This is a genomic window from Jatrophihabitans sp. (genome assembly GCF_036388195.1).
Lineage (GTDB): Bacteria > Actinomycetota > Actinomycetes > Mycobacteriales > Jatrophihabitantaceae > Jatrophihabitans_A.
In genome coordinates, this window is the sequence record NZ_DASVSG010000114.1 from 1 (window position 1) to 14,491 (window position 14,491).

At 72.3% G+C, this 14,491-nt stretch carries 19 protein-coding genes and 1 tRNA gene; all 20 read left to right on the forward strand.

The annotated features are described in order from the left end of the window. The coding region (locus tag VF612_RS11675; RefSeq protein WP_408660026.1) for a glutamine amidotransferase-related protein at nt 1-517 on the forward strand (517 nt) is incomplete at its 5' end. Then, nucleotides 514-1,146, forward strand: coding sequence for an NUDIX domain-containing protein (locus tag VF612_RS11680; protein WP_408660027.1), 633 nt, complete (start codon nt 514-516; stop codon nt 1,144-1,146). The genes VF612_RS11675 and VF612_RS11680, both read left to right, overlap by 4 nt. Then, the gene (xerD, locus tag VF612_RS11685; RefSeq protein WP_408660028.1) at nt 1,143-2,114 is read left to right on the forward strand and encodes a site-specific tyrosine recombinase XerD; all 972 of its coding nucleotides are present in this window, start codon (nt 1,143-1,145) and stop codon (nt 2,112-2,114) included. Before VF612_RS11680 ends, xerD begins: the two co-directional genes overlap by 4 nt. A 211-nt stretch (nt 2,115-2,325) precedes the next feature. Then, nucleotides 2,326-3,267 carry a ParA family protein gene (locus VF612_RS11690; protein WP_408660044.1) on the forward strand — a complete coding sequence of 314 codons (942 nt, stop codon included), beginning with the start codon at nt 2,326-2,328 and terminating at the stop codon, nt 3,265-3,267. Next, nucleotides 3,264-4,160, forward strand: coding sequence for a segregation and condensation protein A (locus tag VF612_RS11695; protein ID WP_408660029.1), 897 nt, complete (start codon nt 3,264-3,266; stop codon nt 4,158-4,160). Before VF612_RS11690 ends, VF612_RS11695 begins: the two co-directional genes overlap by 4 nt. 83 nt (nt 4,161-4,243) lie before the next feature. Then, a complete protein-coding gene (gene scpB, locus VF612_RS11700; protein WP_408660030.1) occupies nt 4,244-4,927 on the forward strand; it encodes an SMC-Scp complex subunit ScpB in 684 nt (227 codons plus the stop codon). A gap of 5 nt (nt 4,928-4,932) precedes the next feature. Then, the gene (locus tag VF612_RS11705) at nt 4,933-5,676 is read left to right on the forward strand and encodes a pseudouridine synthase (protein ID WP_408660031.1); all 744 of its coding nucleotides are present in this window, start codon (nt 4,933-4,935) and stop codon (nt 5,674-5,676) included. A 9-nt stretch (nt 5,677-5,685) separates the two neighbouring features. Next, nucleotides 5,686-6,048: a chorismate mutase gene (gene aroH, locus VF612_RS11710; RefSeq protein ID WP_408660032.1), complete on the forward strand. Its 363-nt coding sequence runs from the start codon at nt 5,686-5,688 to the stop codon at nt 6,046-6,048. A 216-nt stretch (nt 6,049-6,264) separates the two neighbouring features. Further along, nucleotides 6,265-6,975 carry a (d)CMP kinase gene (gene cmk / locus VF612_RS11715; RefSeq protein ID WP_408660033.1) on the forward strand — a complete coding sequence of 237 codons (711 nt, stop codon included), beginning with the start codon at nt 6,265-6,267 and terminating at the stop codon, nt 6,973-6,975. Nucleotides 6,976-6,978: 3 nt separating this feature from the next. Continuing rightward, the gene (gene der / locus VF612_RS11720) at nt 6,979-8,355 is read left to right on the forward strand and encodes a ribosome biogenesis GTPase Der (protein WP_408660034.1); all 1,377 of its coding nucleotides are present in this window, start codon (nt 6,979-6,981) and stop codon (nt 8,353-8,355) included. Nucleotides 8,356-8,437: 82 nt separating this feature from the next. After that, nucleotides 8,438-8,511, forward strand: a tRNA-Pro gene (locus tag VF612_RS11725). Between the two features lie 107 nt (nt 8,512-8,618). Then, nucleotides 8,619-9,227 carry a CDP-alcohol phosphatidyltransferase family protein gene (locus VF612_RS11730; protein ID WP_408660035.1) on the forward strand — a complete coding sequence of 203 codons (609 nt, stop codon included), beginning with the start codon at nt 8,619-8,621 and terminating at the stop codon, nt 9,225-9,227. Further along, nucleotides 9,228-10,148: a DUF881 domain-containing protein gene (locus VF612_RS11735; protein ID WP_408660036.1), complete on the forward strand. Its 921-nt coding sequence runs from the start codon at nt 9,228-9,230 to the stop codon at nt 10,146-10,148. Then, nucleotides 10,145-10,477, forward strand: coding sequence for a small basic family protein (locus VF612_RS11740; RefSeq protein WP_408660037.1), 333 nt, complete (start codon nt 10,145-10,147; stop codon nt 10,475-10,477). The genes VF612_RS11735 and VF612_RS11740 overlap by 4 nt, the downstream gene beginning before the upstream one ends. A gap of 1 nt (nt 10,478) precedes the next feature. Next, on the forward strand, nt 10,479-11,312 hold the full coding sequence (locus VF612_RS11745) for a DUF881 domain-containing protein (RefSeq protein ID WP_408660038.1): 834 nt from the start codon (nt 10,479-10,481) through the stop codon (nt 11,310-11,312). A 101-nt stretch (nt 11,313-11,413) separates the two neighbouring features. Next, nucleotides 11,414-11,800, forward strand: coding sequence for a glycine cleavage system protein GcvH (gcvH, locus tag VF612_RS11750; RefSeq protein ID WP_408660039.1), 387 nt, complete (start codon nt 11,414-11,416; stop codon nt 11,798-11,800). A gap of 143 nt (nt 11,801-11,943) precedes the next feature. Next, the gene (odhI, locus tag VF612_RS11755) at nt 11,944-12,474 is read left to right on the forward strand and encodes an oxoglutarate dehydrogenase inhibitor Odhl (RefSeq protein WP_408660040.1); all 531 of its coding nucleotides are present in this window, start codon (nt 11,944-11,946) and stop codon (nt 12,472-12,474) included. Continuing rightward, a complete protein-coding gene (locus VF612_RS11760; protein WP_408660041.1) occupies nt 12,471-13,208 on the forward strand; it encodes a MerR family transcriptional regulator in 738 nt (245 codons plus the stop codon). Before odhI ends, VF612_RS11760 begins: the two co-directional genes overlap by 4 nt. A 71-nt stretch (nt 13,209-13,279) precedes the next feature. Next, nucleotides 13,280-13,786 carry a bifunctional nuclease family protein gene (locus VF612_RS11765; RefSeq protein WP_408660042.1) on the forward strand — a complete coding sequence of 169 codons (507 nt, stop codon included), beginning with the start codon at nt 13,280-13,282 and terminating at the stop codon, nt 13,784-13,786. A gap of 221 nt (nt 13,787-14,007) precedes the next feature. Beyond that, the coding region (locus VF612_RS11770) for a MerR family transcriptional regulator (RefSeq protein WP_408660043.1) at nt 14,008-14,491 on the forward strand (484 nt) is incomplete at its 3' end.

A 14,491-nucleotide genomic window follows, 5' to 3' on the forward strand; every position in this document is an offset into this window, starting at 1 on the left:
GGCCCGCAACCTGGCCGGGCTGCCCGGCGCCAACTCCGCCGAGTTCGCCCCCGACACCACCGACCCGGTGATCGCGACCATGCCCGACCAGGTCGAGGTGGTGGCCGGCAACGCCGACCTCGGCGGCAGCATGCGGCTGGGCAGCTACCCCGCCGAGCTGCTGCCGGGCTCGATCGCGGCGACCGCCTATGGCGCCACCCAGGTCACCGAGCGGCACCGGCACCGCTACGAGGTCAACAACGCCTACCGCGAGGTGCTGGCCGCGTCCGGGCTGGTCATCTCGGGCACCTCCCCGGACGGCCGGCTGGTCGAGTTCGTGGAGCTGCCGCGCGAGGTGCACCCGTTCTTCGTCGCCACCCAGGCGCATCCGGAGCTCAAGTCGCGCCCCACCAGGCCGCACCCGCTGTTCTCCGCCCTGGTCGCCGCTGCCCTGGAGTACAACGACCAGGAGCGGCTGCCGGTGGAGATCCCGGACATCGAGGCGGAGCTGGCCAGCTCCGGCCCGGTCGCCGGATGACCGCTGAGCGGCACCGCTTCGAGGTGGTGTCCTCCGAGCATCGGTTCTCCGGATCGGTGTTCGACGTCCGGACCGACGCGGTCCGGATGCCCGACGGCTCGGTGGCCGACCGCGATGTGGTGGTCCATCCCGGCGCGGTGGCGGTGCTGGCGCTGGATGCTGACGGAACCGCGGTGCTGGTCCGCCAGTACCGGCACGCGGTGGGCCATGAGCTGCTGGAGCTGCCGGCCGGCCTGCTCGACGTCGACGGCGAGTCCGCGCTGACCGGCGCGCGCCGCGAGCTGTACGAGGAGGCGGCCCTGGCGGCGACGGACTGGGCGGTGCTGCTGGACATGTACAACTCCTCGGGCATGAGCGACGAGGCGATCCGGGTGTACCTGGCCCGCGGGCTCACCGAGATCGGCGAGCAGGACCGGTTCGCGACCGAGGACGAAGAGAGCAGCATGACCGTCGAGCGGTATCCCCTCGAGGAGCTGGTCCGGATGGCCCTGGCCGGCGAGCTGGTCAATGCCACCGCGGTGGCCGGCGTGCTGGCCGCCTGGGCGACCCGGGCCGACGGCTGGGCCGGGCTGCGGCCGGCCGAGGCCCCCTGGCCGGCCCGGCCCGACCGCGCCCGGCCGGCTGAATGACGGCCGAGGCCCTCTCCGACCGGCCGGCGGTGAGCCGGCCGACCGCGGCGGCGCGGACGGTCACCGGCTACCTCGACCACCTGGCCGTCGAGCGGGGGTCGTCGACCAACACCCTCAGCTCCTACCGCCGGGACCTGCGCCGTTACCTGCAGTACCTCACCGACCATGGCATCGACTCGCTGGCCGACGTCCAGCCAGCGACGGTGAGCGGTTTCCTGGCCGCCCTGCGCGAAGGCGATGCCGACCATCCGCCGCTGTCGGCGGCCTCGGCGGCCCGAGCCGTGGTCGCGGTCCGGGGCCTGCACAGGTTCGGCTATGCCGACGGCCAGCTGGCCGCGGACGTGGCCCGCGAGATCAAGCCGCCGGCGCCGCCCCGCCGGCTGCCCAAGGCGATCGGGATCGAGGAGGTCGAGCGGCTGCTGGATGCCGCCGGCTTCGACCAGACGCCGCTGTCGATCCGCGACCGGGCGCTGCTGGAGCTGCTGTACGGGACCGGCGCGCGGATCTCCGAGGCGGTCGGCCTGGACGTCGACGACCTGGACCTGCCGGGCCGCGGCGTCCTGCTGCGCGGCAAGGGCGGCAAGCAGCGGCTGGTGCCGGTGGGCTCGTTCGCGGCCAAGGCGCTGTCGGCCTACCTGGTCCGGGTGCGCCCGGAGCTGGCCAGGCAGGGGCGTGGCACCCCGAAGGTGTTCCTGAACTCCCGCGGCGGGCCGCTGTCGAGGCAGAGCGCCTGGACGGTGCTGCGCAGCGCCGCCGACAAGGCCGGTCTGGGCACCGACATCTCGCCGCACACGCTGCGACACTCCTTCGCCACCCACCTGATGGAGGGCGGCGCCGACGTCCGGGTCGTGCAGGAGCTGCTGGGTCACGCCTCGGTCACCACCACCCAGATCTACACCCTGGTCACGGTGGACCAGCTCCGCGAGGTCTACGCCGTGGCCCACCCCCGCGCGCGGGCCAGGCCGTGACCGGACGGGCCGTCCGACGTGCTCCGGCGGGTGGGTCGGAGCCGGTCACCCGGCCCTGTGGTGGGGTAACCTCCGAACGGGTCAGGCAAGCTGCGCAGCGGCGCGGCGGGGCACTTGCGAGGAGCGCGCACTCTCTATGACGACGTCCGACAGGCCGGGGGGCGGACCCGCCGACGAGGCGGGGTTCGAGTCGCTGCAGCTGCCGCTGGGCATGCCGTCCGGATCCGATCCCCAGACCTCGTCCGAAGCGCCGGTCCGGCTCGAAGGCGCCCTGTCCGAAGCGCCGGTCCTGTCCGAAGGGACCGCCGACGCTGTGAAGTCGGCCGACCCGGCCCGCACCCGCCGCCGCCGGCCGCTGGTCCAGCCCGAGCCGCTGAGCCAGCACGGCCCGGCCCGGGTGATCGCGCTGTGCAACCAGAAGGGCGGCGTCGGCAAGACCACCTCGACCATCAACCTCGGCGCGGCGCTGACCGAGTTCGGCCGCCGGGTGCTGCTGGTGGACTTCGATCCGCAGGGCGCGCTGAGCGTCGGGCTGGGCGTCCAGCCGCACCAGTTGGAGCGCACCACCTACAACCTGCTGATGGAACGCTCGGTGGGCCTGGACGAGGTGCTGCTCAAGACCGGCGTGCCCGGCATGGACCTGCTGCCGTCCAACATCGACCTGTCCGCCGCCGAGGTGCAGCTGGTCAACGAGGTGGCCCGCGAGCAGACCCTGGCCCGCACCCTGGCGCCGGTGCTCAACGACTACGACTTCGTGCTCATCGACTGCCAGCCCTCGCTGGGGCTCTTGACCGTCAACGCGCTGACGGCGGCCAACGGCGTGATCATCCCGCTGGAATGCGAGTTCTTCAGCCTGCGCGGGGTCGCGCTGCTCATCGACACCATCGACAAGGTCCAGCAGCGGCTCAACCCGAACCTGCGGCTGGAGGGGATCCTGGCGACCATGTACGACGGGCGCACCCTGCACGGCCGCGAGGTGTACAGCCGGGTGCTGGAGGCGTTCGGCGACAAGGTGTTCGACACGGTGATCACCCGGACGGTCCGGTTCCCGGAGACGACCGTGGCCGGCGAGCCGATCACCACCTGGGCGCCCACCTCCAACGGCGCGGTGGCCTACCGGGAGCTGGCGATGGAGGTTCTTTCCCGCCCGTGATCCGAACCCCGCCGGAAGGCGCCCAGCTGCTGGCCGTCGAGGAGCTGGCGCTGGAGGACCTGCCCGAGGAATGGGAGCTTCCGCCCGAGCCCGAGCCGCTGATCGGCAACGGCCAGCGCTTCAACGTCCGGCTGGATAACTTCGAGGGCCCGTTCGACCTGTTGCTGGCCCTAATCAGCCGCCGGCAGCTCGACGTCACCGAGGTGGCGCTCAGCCAGGTCACCGATGACTTCATCAGCTACCTGAAGGCCGCCGGGGAGGACTTCGACCTGGGCCAGGCGACCGAGTTCCTGGTGGTGGCGGCGACCCTGCTCGACCTGAAGGCCGCCCGGCTGCTGCCGGCCGCCGAGGTCGAGGACGAGGACGACCTGGCGCTGCTGGAAGCGCGCGACCTGCTGTTCGCCCGGCTGCTGCAGTACCGCGCCTACAAGCTCGCCGCCGCCCACCTCGGCGCGCTGGCCAAGCAGGCCGGACGCCGGTACGGCCGGATCGCCGAGCTCGAGCCCCGGTTCGCCGCGCTCAGCCCGGAGCTGCGGATCGGCGTGGACCTGCACCAGTTCGCCGCGATCGCAGCCCGCGCGCTGCGGCCCCGGCCGGCGCCGGTGGTCGGGGTGGAGCACCTGCACACCCCGCGGGTCAGCGTCCGCGAGCACATGGCGGCGATGGCCGAGCGGCTGGCCCGGACCGGCTCGGCGACGTTCCGGTCGCTGGTGGCCGACTGCGGCTCCACGCTGGAGGTGGTGGCCCGGTTCCTGGGACTGCTGGAGCTCTACCGCGACGGCGCGGTGAGCTTCGACCAGGCCGAGGCGCTGTCGGAGCTCCGGGTGCGCTGGATCGGCGGCGGCCGGAGCGCTGGCGCCGATCCAGCGGACCCGGACGAGGAGTACGGCTGATGAGCGAGCATCGCAGCGAGGTACGAGCGAGGCGCGGAGCGAATGTCGCGATGAGCGCTCGCGCGAAGAGCGAGGGCTGACTGATGAGTTCGCCGCAGGACACCGCGCAGCCGCAGGACACCGCGCAGCCGCAGGACACCGAAACCCTCGACCAGGCTTCGGCCCAGGACGAGCCACCCACCTCGGTCGACCCGGATTCCCAGACCCCGTCGCTGGACCTCACCGAGCCCGCCGTGCTGCGCGCCGCGCTGGAGGCGCTGCTGTTCGTCGCCGACGGCCCGGTGCAGCTGGCCCAGCTGGCCGCGGCGGTGCAGCGGCCGGCCGCCGAGGTGGCCGAGGCGCTGGCCGAGATCACCGCTGACCTGGACCGGCGCGGCGCCGGCTGGCAGCTGCGCCCGGCCGCCACCGGGTTCCGGCTCTACACCCGGGAGCGCTACGCCCCGCTCGTGGAGGCGTTCCTGCTCGATGGCCAGCGCAGCAAGCTCAGCCAGGCCGCGCTGGAGACGCTGGCCGTGATCGCCTACCGGCAGCCGGTGACCCGGGCGCGGATCTCGGCGATCCGCGGCGTGAACGTGGACGGGGTGGTGCGCACCCTGCTGGCCCGGGAGCTGATCACCGAGGTGGGCCTGGATCCGGAGACCGGCGGCGGGCTCTACCGCACCACCAGCACGTTCCTGGAGAAGATGGGCATCGCATCGGTCGAGGAGCTGCCGTCGCTGGCGCCGCTGCTGCCCGAGCTCGATTCCCTGGACCTCGACGAGCTCTGACGTCGATGAGCCCAGACCAGCCCGCTGAGGGGATCCGGCTGCAGAAGGTGCTGGCCAGCGCCGGTGTGGGCTCCAGGCGCGCGTGCGAGCAGCTGATCGCGCAGGGCCGGGTCACCGTCGACGGCCGGGGGGTGGCCGAGCTGGGCGCCCGGGTCGACCCGGAGACCTCGGTGGTGCGGGTGGACGGTAAGCGGATCAACCTGCGCTCGGGCCAGCTCTACCTGGCGATGAACAAGCCGCGCGGCGTGCTGACCGCGATGTCGGACCCGCACGGACGGCCCACCGTCGGGGACCTGGTGGCCGGGTACCCGGAGCGGCTGTTCCACGTCGGCAGGCTGGACGCCGAGACCGAGGGCCTGCTGATCCTCACCAACGACGGCGAGTTCGCGCACCGGCTGGCCCATCCCTCCCACGAGGTGGTCAAGACCTACATCGCCGAGGTGCCGGGCCCGGTGGACCGCTCGCTGGCCGCCCGGCTCAAGGCCGGCATCGAGCTGGACGACGGCCCGGTGCGGGTCGACGACTTCCAGGTGATCGGCTACTCGGCGGGCCGGGCGCTGGTCCAGGTGTCGCTGCACGTGGGCCGCAACCACATCGTCCGGCGGCTGCTGGACGCGGTCGGGCACCCGGTCGACAAGCTGGTCCGGACCGCGATCGGCCCGGTCCGGCTGGCCGATCAGCGGCCCGGATCGGTGCGCGAGCTGACCGCCGCCGAGCTGGGCGAGCTCTACCGGCTGCTCGGCCTCTAAGGTGGGCCGGTGAGCGTTCGGGCGGTGCGGGGCGCGATCCAGGTGGAGCGCGACGAGCGGCAGGCGATCCTGGACGGCGCCTCGGAGCTGGTTCAGGCGGTGATGGCGCGCAACTCCATCGAGCCCGACCAGCTGATCTCGATCCTGTTCACGGCCACGCCGGACCTGCAGGCCGAGTTCCCCGCCTACGCCGCCCGGCAGCTCGGCCTGACCGACGTGCCGCTGATGTGCGCCAGCGAGATGGCGGTCCCCGGCGCGCTGCCCCGGACGCTGCGGCTGCTGGCCCATTTCGACACCGACCTGGGACGCGGCGACATCCGGCACGTGTATCTCGGCGGCGCCGCGGCGCTGCGCACCGACCTGCCGCGCTAGCCGCAACCAGCCAGCATTAGCCACAGCCGGCCGGCGAGAGCCGCAACCAGCCAGAGCGTCCCGCGCCAGCGGCCACCCGGCACGCTGGAAGGCGAACCCAGCTGAACCCCGTACTCTAGGAATGCCCGGCCTCCGGTCGGGCCGGTCCGCCCGCCGAGCGCGGCCGGCGGACGGACAGCCCAGACATCTGTCGTGACCAGGACTGGATCAGCCGGCGTGCCTACCGATTTCAGCGAGGCTCCCGAGTTTCGGGGAGTGGTTGCGCTCGACGGGCCCTCGGGCACCGGAAAATCGACCGTCGCCCGGCTGCTGGCCAGACGGCTGCACGCCCAGTACCTCGACACCGGCGCGATGTACCGGGCCGCCACCGTGGCGGTGCTCCGGGCCGGCGTCGACCTGAACGACCCGGCCGCGGTCGCGGCTGAGGTGGCCACCAGCCGGATCGATGTGGGCACCGACCCCGAGCACCGCAGCACGCGCCTCAACGGCACGGACGTCGAGCGCGAGATCCGGACGGCGGCGACCACCGCGGCGGTCTCGGCGGTCTCGGCCGTCCCGGACGTGCGTACCCAGCTGGTGGCCCAGCAACGGCTGATCATCGGACGCGCGCCGACCGTCGCCGAGGGCCGCGACATCGGCTCGGTGGTCTGGCCCGACGCCGAGCTGAAGGTCTACCTGACCGCCCGCGAGGACGTCCGCGCCCGGCGGCGGGCCGGCGAGCTGGGCAGCCTCCACAGTGACGACGTTGACCGGATCGCCCAGTCCCTGCGCCGGCGCGATGCCTTCGACTCCAGCCGGGCGGCCAGCCCGCTGCGCCGGCCGGACGGCGCGACCGAGGTCGACACCTCCGACCTGGCCATCGACGAGGTCGTCGAGCTGCTCGCCGAGCTGGCGTTCCGGGCCATCAGCGCCGCAGATCGAGCCTGAGCCATGACCGAGCCGCACATCGAGACCGACACCGAAGCCGATCCAACGGCTGACGAGGCGCTGCCGGTCACCCCGGTGGTGGCCGTGGTGGGCCGTCCGAACGTGGGCAAGTCCACTCTGGTGAACCGCATCCTCGGACGGCGCGAGGCGGTCGTGCAGGACGTTCCCGGGGTGACCCGGGACCGGATCGCCTACGACGCCTACTGGGGTGGGCGGCAGTTCACCCTGGTCGACACCGGCGGCTGGGAGCCTGACGCCACCGGGCTGCAGGCGATGGTGTCGCGGCAGGCCGAGCAGGCCGTCGTCACCGCCGACCTGGTGCTGTTCGTGATCGACTCCCGCACCGGAGCCACCGAGACCGACCTGGTGGTGGCCCGCACGCTGCGCCGGGCCGGACGGCCGGTGGTGCTGGCGGTGACCAAGGTCGACGACGAGCGCGGCGAGTCCGATGCGGCCGAGGCCTGGTCGCTGGGCCTGGGCCAGCCGTACCCGGTCAGCGGGCTGCACGGGCGCGGCTCGGGTGACCTGCTCGACGCGATCCTGGAGCAGCTGCCGGACGCCCCGCCGGAACGGGAGCCGGTCGGCGGCCCCCGCCGGGTGGCCCTGGTCGGGCGTCCGAACGTGGGCAAGTCCAGCCTGCTGAACCGGCTGACCGGCTCGGAGCGCTCGGTGGTCGACGCGGTGGCCGGCACCACGGTGGACCCGGTGGACTCGCTGCTCGAGCTGGGTGGGGAGACCTGGCGGTTCGTCGACACCGCGGGCCTGCGCCGGCGGGTCACCAACGCCTCCGGCATGGAGTACTACGCCAGCCTGCGGACGGCCAGCGCGATCGAGTCGGCCGAGGTGGCGGTGGTGCTGCTGGACGCCTCGGAGGTGCTGTCGGAGCAGGACCAGCGGGTCATCTCGATGGTGGTGGAAGCCGGCCGTGCCCTGGTGATCGCGTTCAACAAGTGGGACCTGGTGGACGAGGACCGGCGGCTGCAGCTGGAGAAGGAAGCCGACTGGGAGTTGCAGCGGGTGCAGTGGGCGCCCCGGGTGAACGTCTCGGCCAAGACCGGCCGGGCGGTGGACAAGCTGGCCGGGGCGCTGCGGCTGTCGCTGGAGTCCTGGGACCGGCGGATCCCCACCGGCCGGCTCAACAGCTGGCTGACCGAGGTGGTCAACGCCACCCCGCCGCCCGGACGCGGCGGCAAGCATCCCAAGGTGCTGTTCGCCACCCAGGCCGACACCCGGCCGCCCCGGTTCGTGTTGTTCACCACCGGCTTCCTGGAGGCCGGCTACCGGCGGTTCCTGGAGCGCCGGCTGCGGGAGGATTTCGAGTTCGAGGGCAGCCCGATCGAGATCTCGGTCCGGGTCCGGGAGCGCCAGCAGCGCGGCTGAGCGCCCGGCGCTGGCGGGGCCGCCCAGCCAGGTGCGCTAAAGTTGCGGCGGTTCGTTCGCCGCGCCGCGGGTGGAACGACAGCGGGCTGTAGCGCAGCTTGGTAGCGCACCTGACTGGGGGTCAGGGGGTCGCAGGTTCAAATCCTGTCAGCCCGACATCGCTGTGCGCCAGCATGGTGGCAGGCACCTGCGAAGATGCCCGCGCAGCCGTGCTGGTCGCACCGGTTCGGTGGAGACCGAGGTTCGGCGGGAGGCCAGAGCGCGTGAGTTCGCAGCCCTCGGCCGTCGGAGCCCCGGCTCCGTCCGGGCCGGCGGTGCTGACGGTGCCCAACCTGCTGAGCTTCTCCAGGCTGCTCGGAGTGCCGCTGTTCCTGTGGCTGCTGCTCGGGCCGCACGCCGACGGCTGGGCGCTGGCGATCCTGATGATCAGCGGGATCACCGACTGGGCGGACGGGGTGCTGGCCCGCAAGCTGAACCAGATGTCGCGGCTCGGGGCGCTGCTGGACCCGGCCGTCGACCGGCTCTACATCCTGGCCACCCTGGTCGGGCTGGTGCTGCGGCACGTGATCCCGCTCTGGCTGGCGGTGCTGCTGATCGGCCGGGACCTGGTGCTGGCCTGCACCCTGCCGGCGCTGCGGCGGCGCGGGCTGACCGGGCTGCCGGTGCACTACCTGGGCAAGGCCGCGACGTTCAACCTGCTGTACGCCTTCCCGCTGCTGCTGATCGGCTCGCAACCGGGTGCCCTGGGCGCCGTCGCCAAGCCGATCGCCTGGGCGTTCACGATCTGGGGCACCGGGCTCTACCTGTGGGCTGCCGGGCTCTACCTGCTCCAGTTCCGCCGGGTGATCCGCACGCTGCCGGTGGTGGTCTGAGTGGCCGCGCCGACGCCGCCGGGCCCCGTCAGCCGGACCACCGCCATCCTCGACGACCTGCTCGCCAACCCCCTCGATCCCGGCTACCGGCTGGCTTTCCAGTCCGCGCAGGGCTCCCAGCCGTCCCGTGCCCGCCGGTGGTGGGACGGGCCGGTGCTGTGGCTGGCCTGCGTCGCGGTCGGGCTGCTGCTGGTGGTGGCCTACCAGCAACAGCACCGGTCCGCCCCCACCCGGGAGACCGCCCGCAAGGACCTGATCGTCCGGATCGAGCGGTTGCAGGCGGCCGGCAACTCCCTGGACGCCCGGGCCAAGACGCTGGCCGGCGAGGTGGCCGGCCTGCGCAACGCCCAGCTGCCCGGCAACGACGACGAGCTGAGGCGGATGGAGCTGGAGTCGGGCTCGCTGCCGGTGACCGGCCCCGGGGTGCAGATCCAGCTCGACGAGCCGGCGCCGCCCACCTCTGCGGCCAACGGCCGTCCCGGTACCACCCCGCAGGACCAGGTGGCGCTGCTGCACGACCGCGACATCCGGGCGGTGGTCAACCAGCTGTGGGCGGCGGGCGCGGAGGCGGTGGCGGTGAACAACCTGCGGCTGACCGCCACCTCGTTCATCCGGTTCGCGGGGGAGTCCGTGCTGGTCGACTTCCAGCCGATCAGCCCGCCGTACACGATCGAGGCGATCGGGAACCGGGACGGCCTGCTGGTGGCCTTCGCCGACTCTCCCATCGCCCGGCAGCTCAAGACCATGGCCGCTGTGGAAGGGATCACGTTCCGGTTCGTCGGCAAGTCGAGGCTGCGGTTGCAGTCGGTTACCGTGTCCGAGCCGCACTATGCAGGTCTGGGGACGGCCGGCCCCGGGACGGCGACCGGATCTGCCGCCAGCCCCAGCCCGTCCCCGTCTGCTACGGAGTCCCCTCGATGATTGCCGCGATCGCCCTGGTCATCGGCGTGCTGCTGGGCATCCTGTTCCGCCCCACCGTGCCGCTGTGGCTGGAGCCCTACCTGCCGATCGCGGTGGTCGCCGCGCTGGACGCGGTCTTCGGCGGCGTCCGGGCCCGGCTCGACGGCATCTTCGTGGCCAAGGTGTTCGTGGTCTCCTTCGTCTCCAACGTCCTGGTCGCCGCGCTGATCGTGTTCATGGGGGACAAGCTCGGGGTCGGCGGCCAGCTGTCCACGGCGGTGGTGGTGGTGCTGGGCATCCGGATCTTCGGCAATGCCGCGGCCATCCGACGTCACCTGTTCCGGGCCTGAGATGGCTGCCATCCCCGAGTCACCGGCCGGTCAGCCGGCCGAGAACGGCGCCCCAGCGGCCGGGAACGGCTCTCCGGCGGCCGGGAACGGCGCCCAAGGGGCCGAGAACGGCGCCCCAGCGGCCGGGAACGGCTCCGCGCGCCGGCCCCGCTGGGTCCGCAACCACCGCGCCACCGCCCTGATCGGCGCCCTGCTGGCGATGCTCGGCTTCGCGCTGGCGGTGCAGGTCCGCTCCAACTCCCAGACCGACGCGCTGGCCGGCGCCCGGGAGGCCGACCTGGTCCGGATCCTGGACGACCAGAACAGCCGCATCGAACGGCTGCAGGGCCAGATCGATGACCTGCAGGCAGCCAAGCAGCGGCTGTCCGAAAGCGGCAGCAACAACGCCGCGGCCCGCCAGGAGGCCCAGCGGCAGGCCGACGCGCTGGCCGTCCTGACCGGCGCGGCGCCGGCGCACGGGCCGGGGATCCGGATCAGCATCACCGACCCGCAGCACGCGCTGCGGGCCGAGGAGCTGCTCGACGTGGTGGAGGAGCTGCGCGGCGCCGGGGCGGAGGTGATCCAGTTCGGCCCGGTCCGGATCGGCACGTCCAGCGCGTTCACCGACTCGGGCTCCGGGATCTCGCTGGACGCGACGCTGCTGCAGGAGCCCTACGAGGTGCTGGCGATCGGTGACCCCAATACCCTCGACACCGCGCTGAACATCCAGGGCGGGGTGGTGAACACGGTGCACGCGGCCGGCGGCGAGGTCCACATCGCCGAGCAGTCCTCGCTCAGCATCACCGCCACCAGAACCATCCCGACTCCGAAGTACGCCACCCCGACCGGCAAGTGATCTCCTGCCGGGCAGAGGCGGTAAGGTCGCCCGCACCCGGAGGGCGCACCAGCACCGACCCGGCTTCCTTCCGCTCTTCTCGCTGACGAGGTGACCCCGACATGGCAGAGATCCCACCCGACCTGCGCTACACCAACGACCACGAGTGGGCGAAGGTGACCCAGGGCAATACCGTCCGGGTCGGCATCACCGACTTCGCCCAGAGCTCCCTCGGCGACATCGTGTTCGTGTCGGTGCACGGGATGGATTCCACGGTGGAGTCCGGCGACACCTTCGGCGAGGTCGAGTCCACCAAGAGCGTCTCCGATCTCTATGCCCCGGTCCCCGGCTCCGTGGTCGCCCGCAACGAGGCGCTCGATGACCAGCCCGAGCTGCTGAACACCGACCCGTACGGCGCCGGCTGGATCGCCGAGATCGAGGTCGCCGACCTGTCGGTGCTCGATTCGCTGCTGGACGCCGAGGCGTACGGCCAGGTCACCGCCGAGTGAACCTCCACCTCGCGTTGACCCTTCGCCACGGGGCGAACTAGGCTCGCGGCATCGGCGATCTCCCAGGCTGGCCTGGCCGGGCGATCGAATCCGTGGCTGAGGCCGGCTGGGTCGGCACCAGAAGAGAAAGGGCGTTTGCGCCAGTGTTCTGCACCGCGTGTGGCACCGAGAATTCAGACAAGAGCCGATACTGCGCGCAGTGCGGAACTCCGTTGGCCGGCGCCAACCAACCACCCGGACGTCCGAGCGGCCCGGACGTGACCTCGATCCTGTCCGCCGGGTTCTCCCCGGTCGGCGGCGCCGACAGCGACGAGTTCTCGCCCGAAGCCCACCAGCGGGCCATCGACGCCCTCGCGCCGGGCTCGGCGCTGCTGGTGGTCAAGCGCGGCCCGAACGCCGGCAGCCGCTTCCTGCTCGACCAGGACATCACGACGGCCGGCCGGCATCCCGACAGCGACATCTTCCTCGACGACGTCACGGTCTCCCGCCGGCACGTGGAGTTCCGCCGCGACGGCGCGGGCTTCACCGTCCATGACGTGGGCAGCCTGAACGGCACCTACGTCAACCGGGAACGCATCGACTCGGCCACCCTGGCCGGCGGCGACGAGGTGCAGATCGGCAAGTTCCGGCTGGTGTACCTGACCTCGCTGCCCCGCGGCGGAGGCCGTTCGTGAACGCCGCGAGCCTGCCGTCCCGGGGAACGCTCTCGATCGGCGAGGTGCTGTCCCAGTTGCGCGCCGACTTCCCGGACGTGACCATCTCCAAGATCCGGTTCCTGGAGGACCAGGGCCTGGTGCAGCCGGACCGCACCCCGTCCGGCTACCGCAAGTTCTCCGGCTCGGACGTGGCCCGGCTGAAGTACGTGCTGAGCCAGCAGCGCGACCACTACCTGCCGCTGCGGGTCATCAAGGACCAGCTCGAGGCGATCGACCGGGGGCACGGCCACGGCCCGGCGCCGGCCAGCTCGGTGCCCCGCGCGGCGCATCCGACGATCGTCGACAACGCCCCGACGCCCGAGCACTTCCGGTCCTCGGCCGCGGCGATGCGGCTCAGCCGCGAGGAGCTGCTCAACACCGCGGGCCTGCGCCCGGCGCAGCTGGCCGAGCTGGAGCAGTACGGCCTGATCAGCCAGCGGGCCGGTGGCTACTACGACGACGACGCGCTGGCGATCGCCCGGGTGGTGGCCGAGATGGCCCGGTTCGGCATCGAGGGCCGGCACCTGCGCGGCTTCAAGTCCGCCGCTGACCGCGAGGTCGGGCTGTTCGGCCAGGTGGCGGGCCCGATGGCCAAGCAGCGCAGCGGCGAGGGCCGGGCCCGCGCCGAGGAGACGGTGCGCGAGCTGGCGGCGCTGTCGGTGCGGCTGCACGCCGCTCTGGTGCAGATTGGGCTCCGTGAGATCGTCGGCTGAACGCAACAACGGCTACGCTGAAAGGGGTTTGGCGTCCACGTCGCGTCGACAGCAGAGGGAGGGCTGAGGAGATGACTCTTCATCCGCTACAGGTTGTCGGTGTGCGAGTGGAGTTGCCCGCCAACCAGCCGGTGGTGTTGCTCAAGGAAGCCGACGGCGCCCGGTACCTGCCGATCTGGATCGGCGCGGTCGAGGCCTCGGCCATCGCCTTCGAGCAGCAGGGCGTCCAGACCCCGCGGCCGATGACCCATGACCTGCTGCGGGACGTGATCGGCGCGCTGGGCGGCGAGCTGAAGCAGGTGTCGATCACCGAGCTGCGCGACGACGTCTTCTACGCCGAGCTGCAGTTCGCCGACGGCACCACCGTCAGCGCCCGGCCCTCGGACGCGATCGCGCTGGCGCTGCGCACCGAGACCCCGATCGTCGGCGACGAGAGCGTGCTGGCCACCGCCGGCATCGCGATCCCGGAGGAGGACGAGGACGAGGTGGAGCGGTTCCGGGAGTTCCTCGACACCATCTCCGCCGACGACTTCGCCGGGTCCGAGGGCGGCGACGAACCGCATCCCGGCAGCTCCTGACGCTGCCGAAGCCTGTCCGAACCGCGGCGCGAAGTCTGCACCTGAACTCGACAGTTACTTTTTCGTGCGCAATCCGGCGAGGCGCATTGACCGGTGCAGCCACCGCGGCATACCTTCGGTAAATACCCACGGTGCAATTCGATGGGTGCCGCGCCTGGTTCAGCCGAATCGGAGGCGGTACGGGCAATCGCAGTGATGTGCGCGGCAGCTAGGAGATCGATGTGTTGGACCACACGCCGGAGCAGGGCGAGCTGTTCTCCGCGCCCGGCATCGGCTCCGACGACTCGGTCGGCTACCGCGGCCCGACCGCCTGCGCCGCGGCCGGCATTACCTACCGCCAGCTGGACTACTGGGCACGCACCGGGTTGGTAGTGCCCTCGGTCCGCTCTGCCGCGGGCTCGGGCAGCCAGCGGCTGTACTCGTTCAAGGACATCCTGGTGCTCAAGGTCGTGAAGCGGCTGCTGGACACCGGTGTCTCGCTGCAGAACATCCGGCTCGCGGTCGACATCCTGCGCGAGCGCGGGGTGGACGACCTGGCCCGCATCACCCTGCTCTCCGACGGCACCACGGTGTACGAGTGCACCTCCTCCGAAGAGGTGGTGGACCTGCTGCGCGGCGGCCAGGGGGTATTCGGCATCGCCGTCAGCGGCGCGTTGCGGGAGCTGGCCGGCTCGCTGGCCAAGCTGCCGTCCGAGCGGACCGACG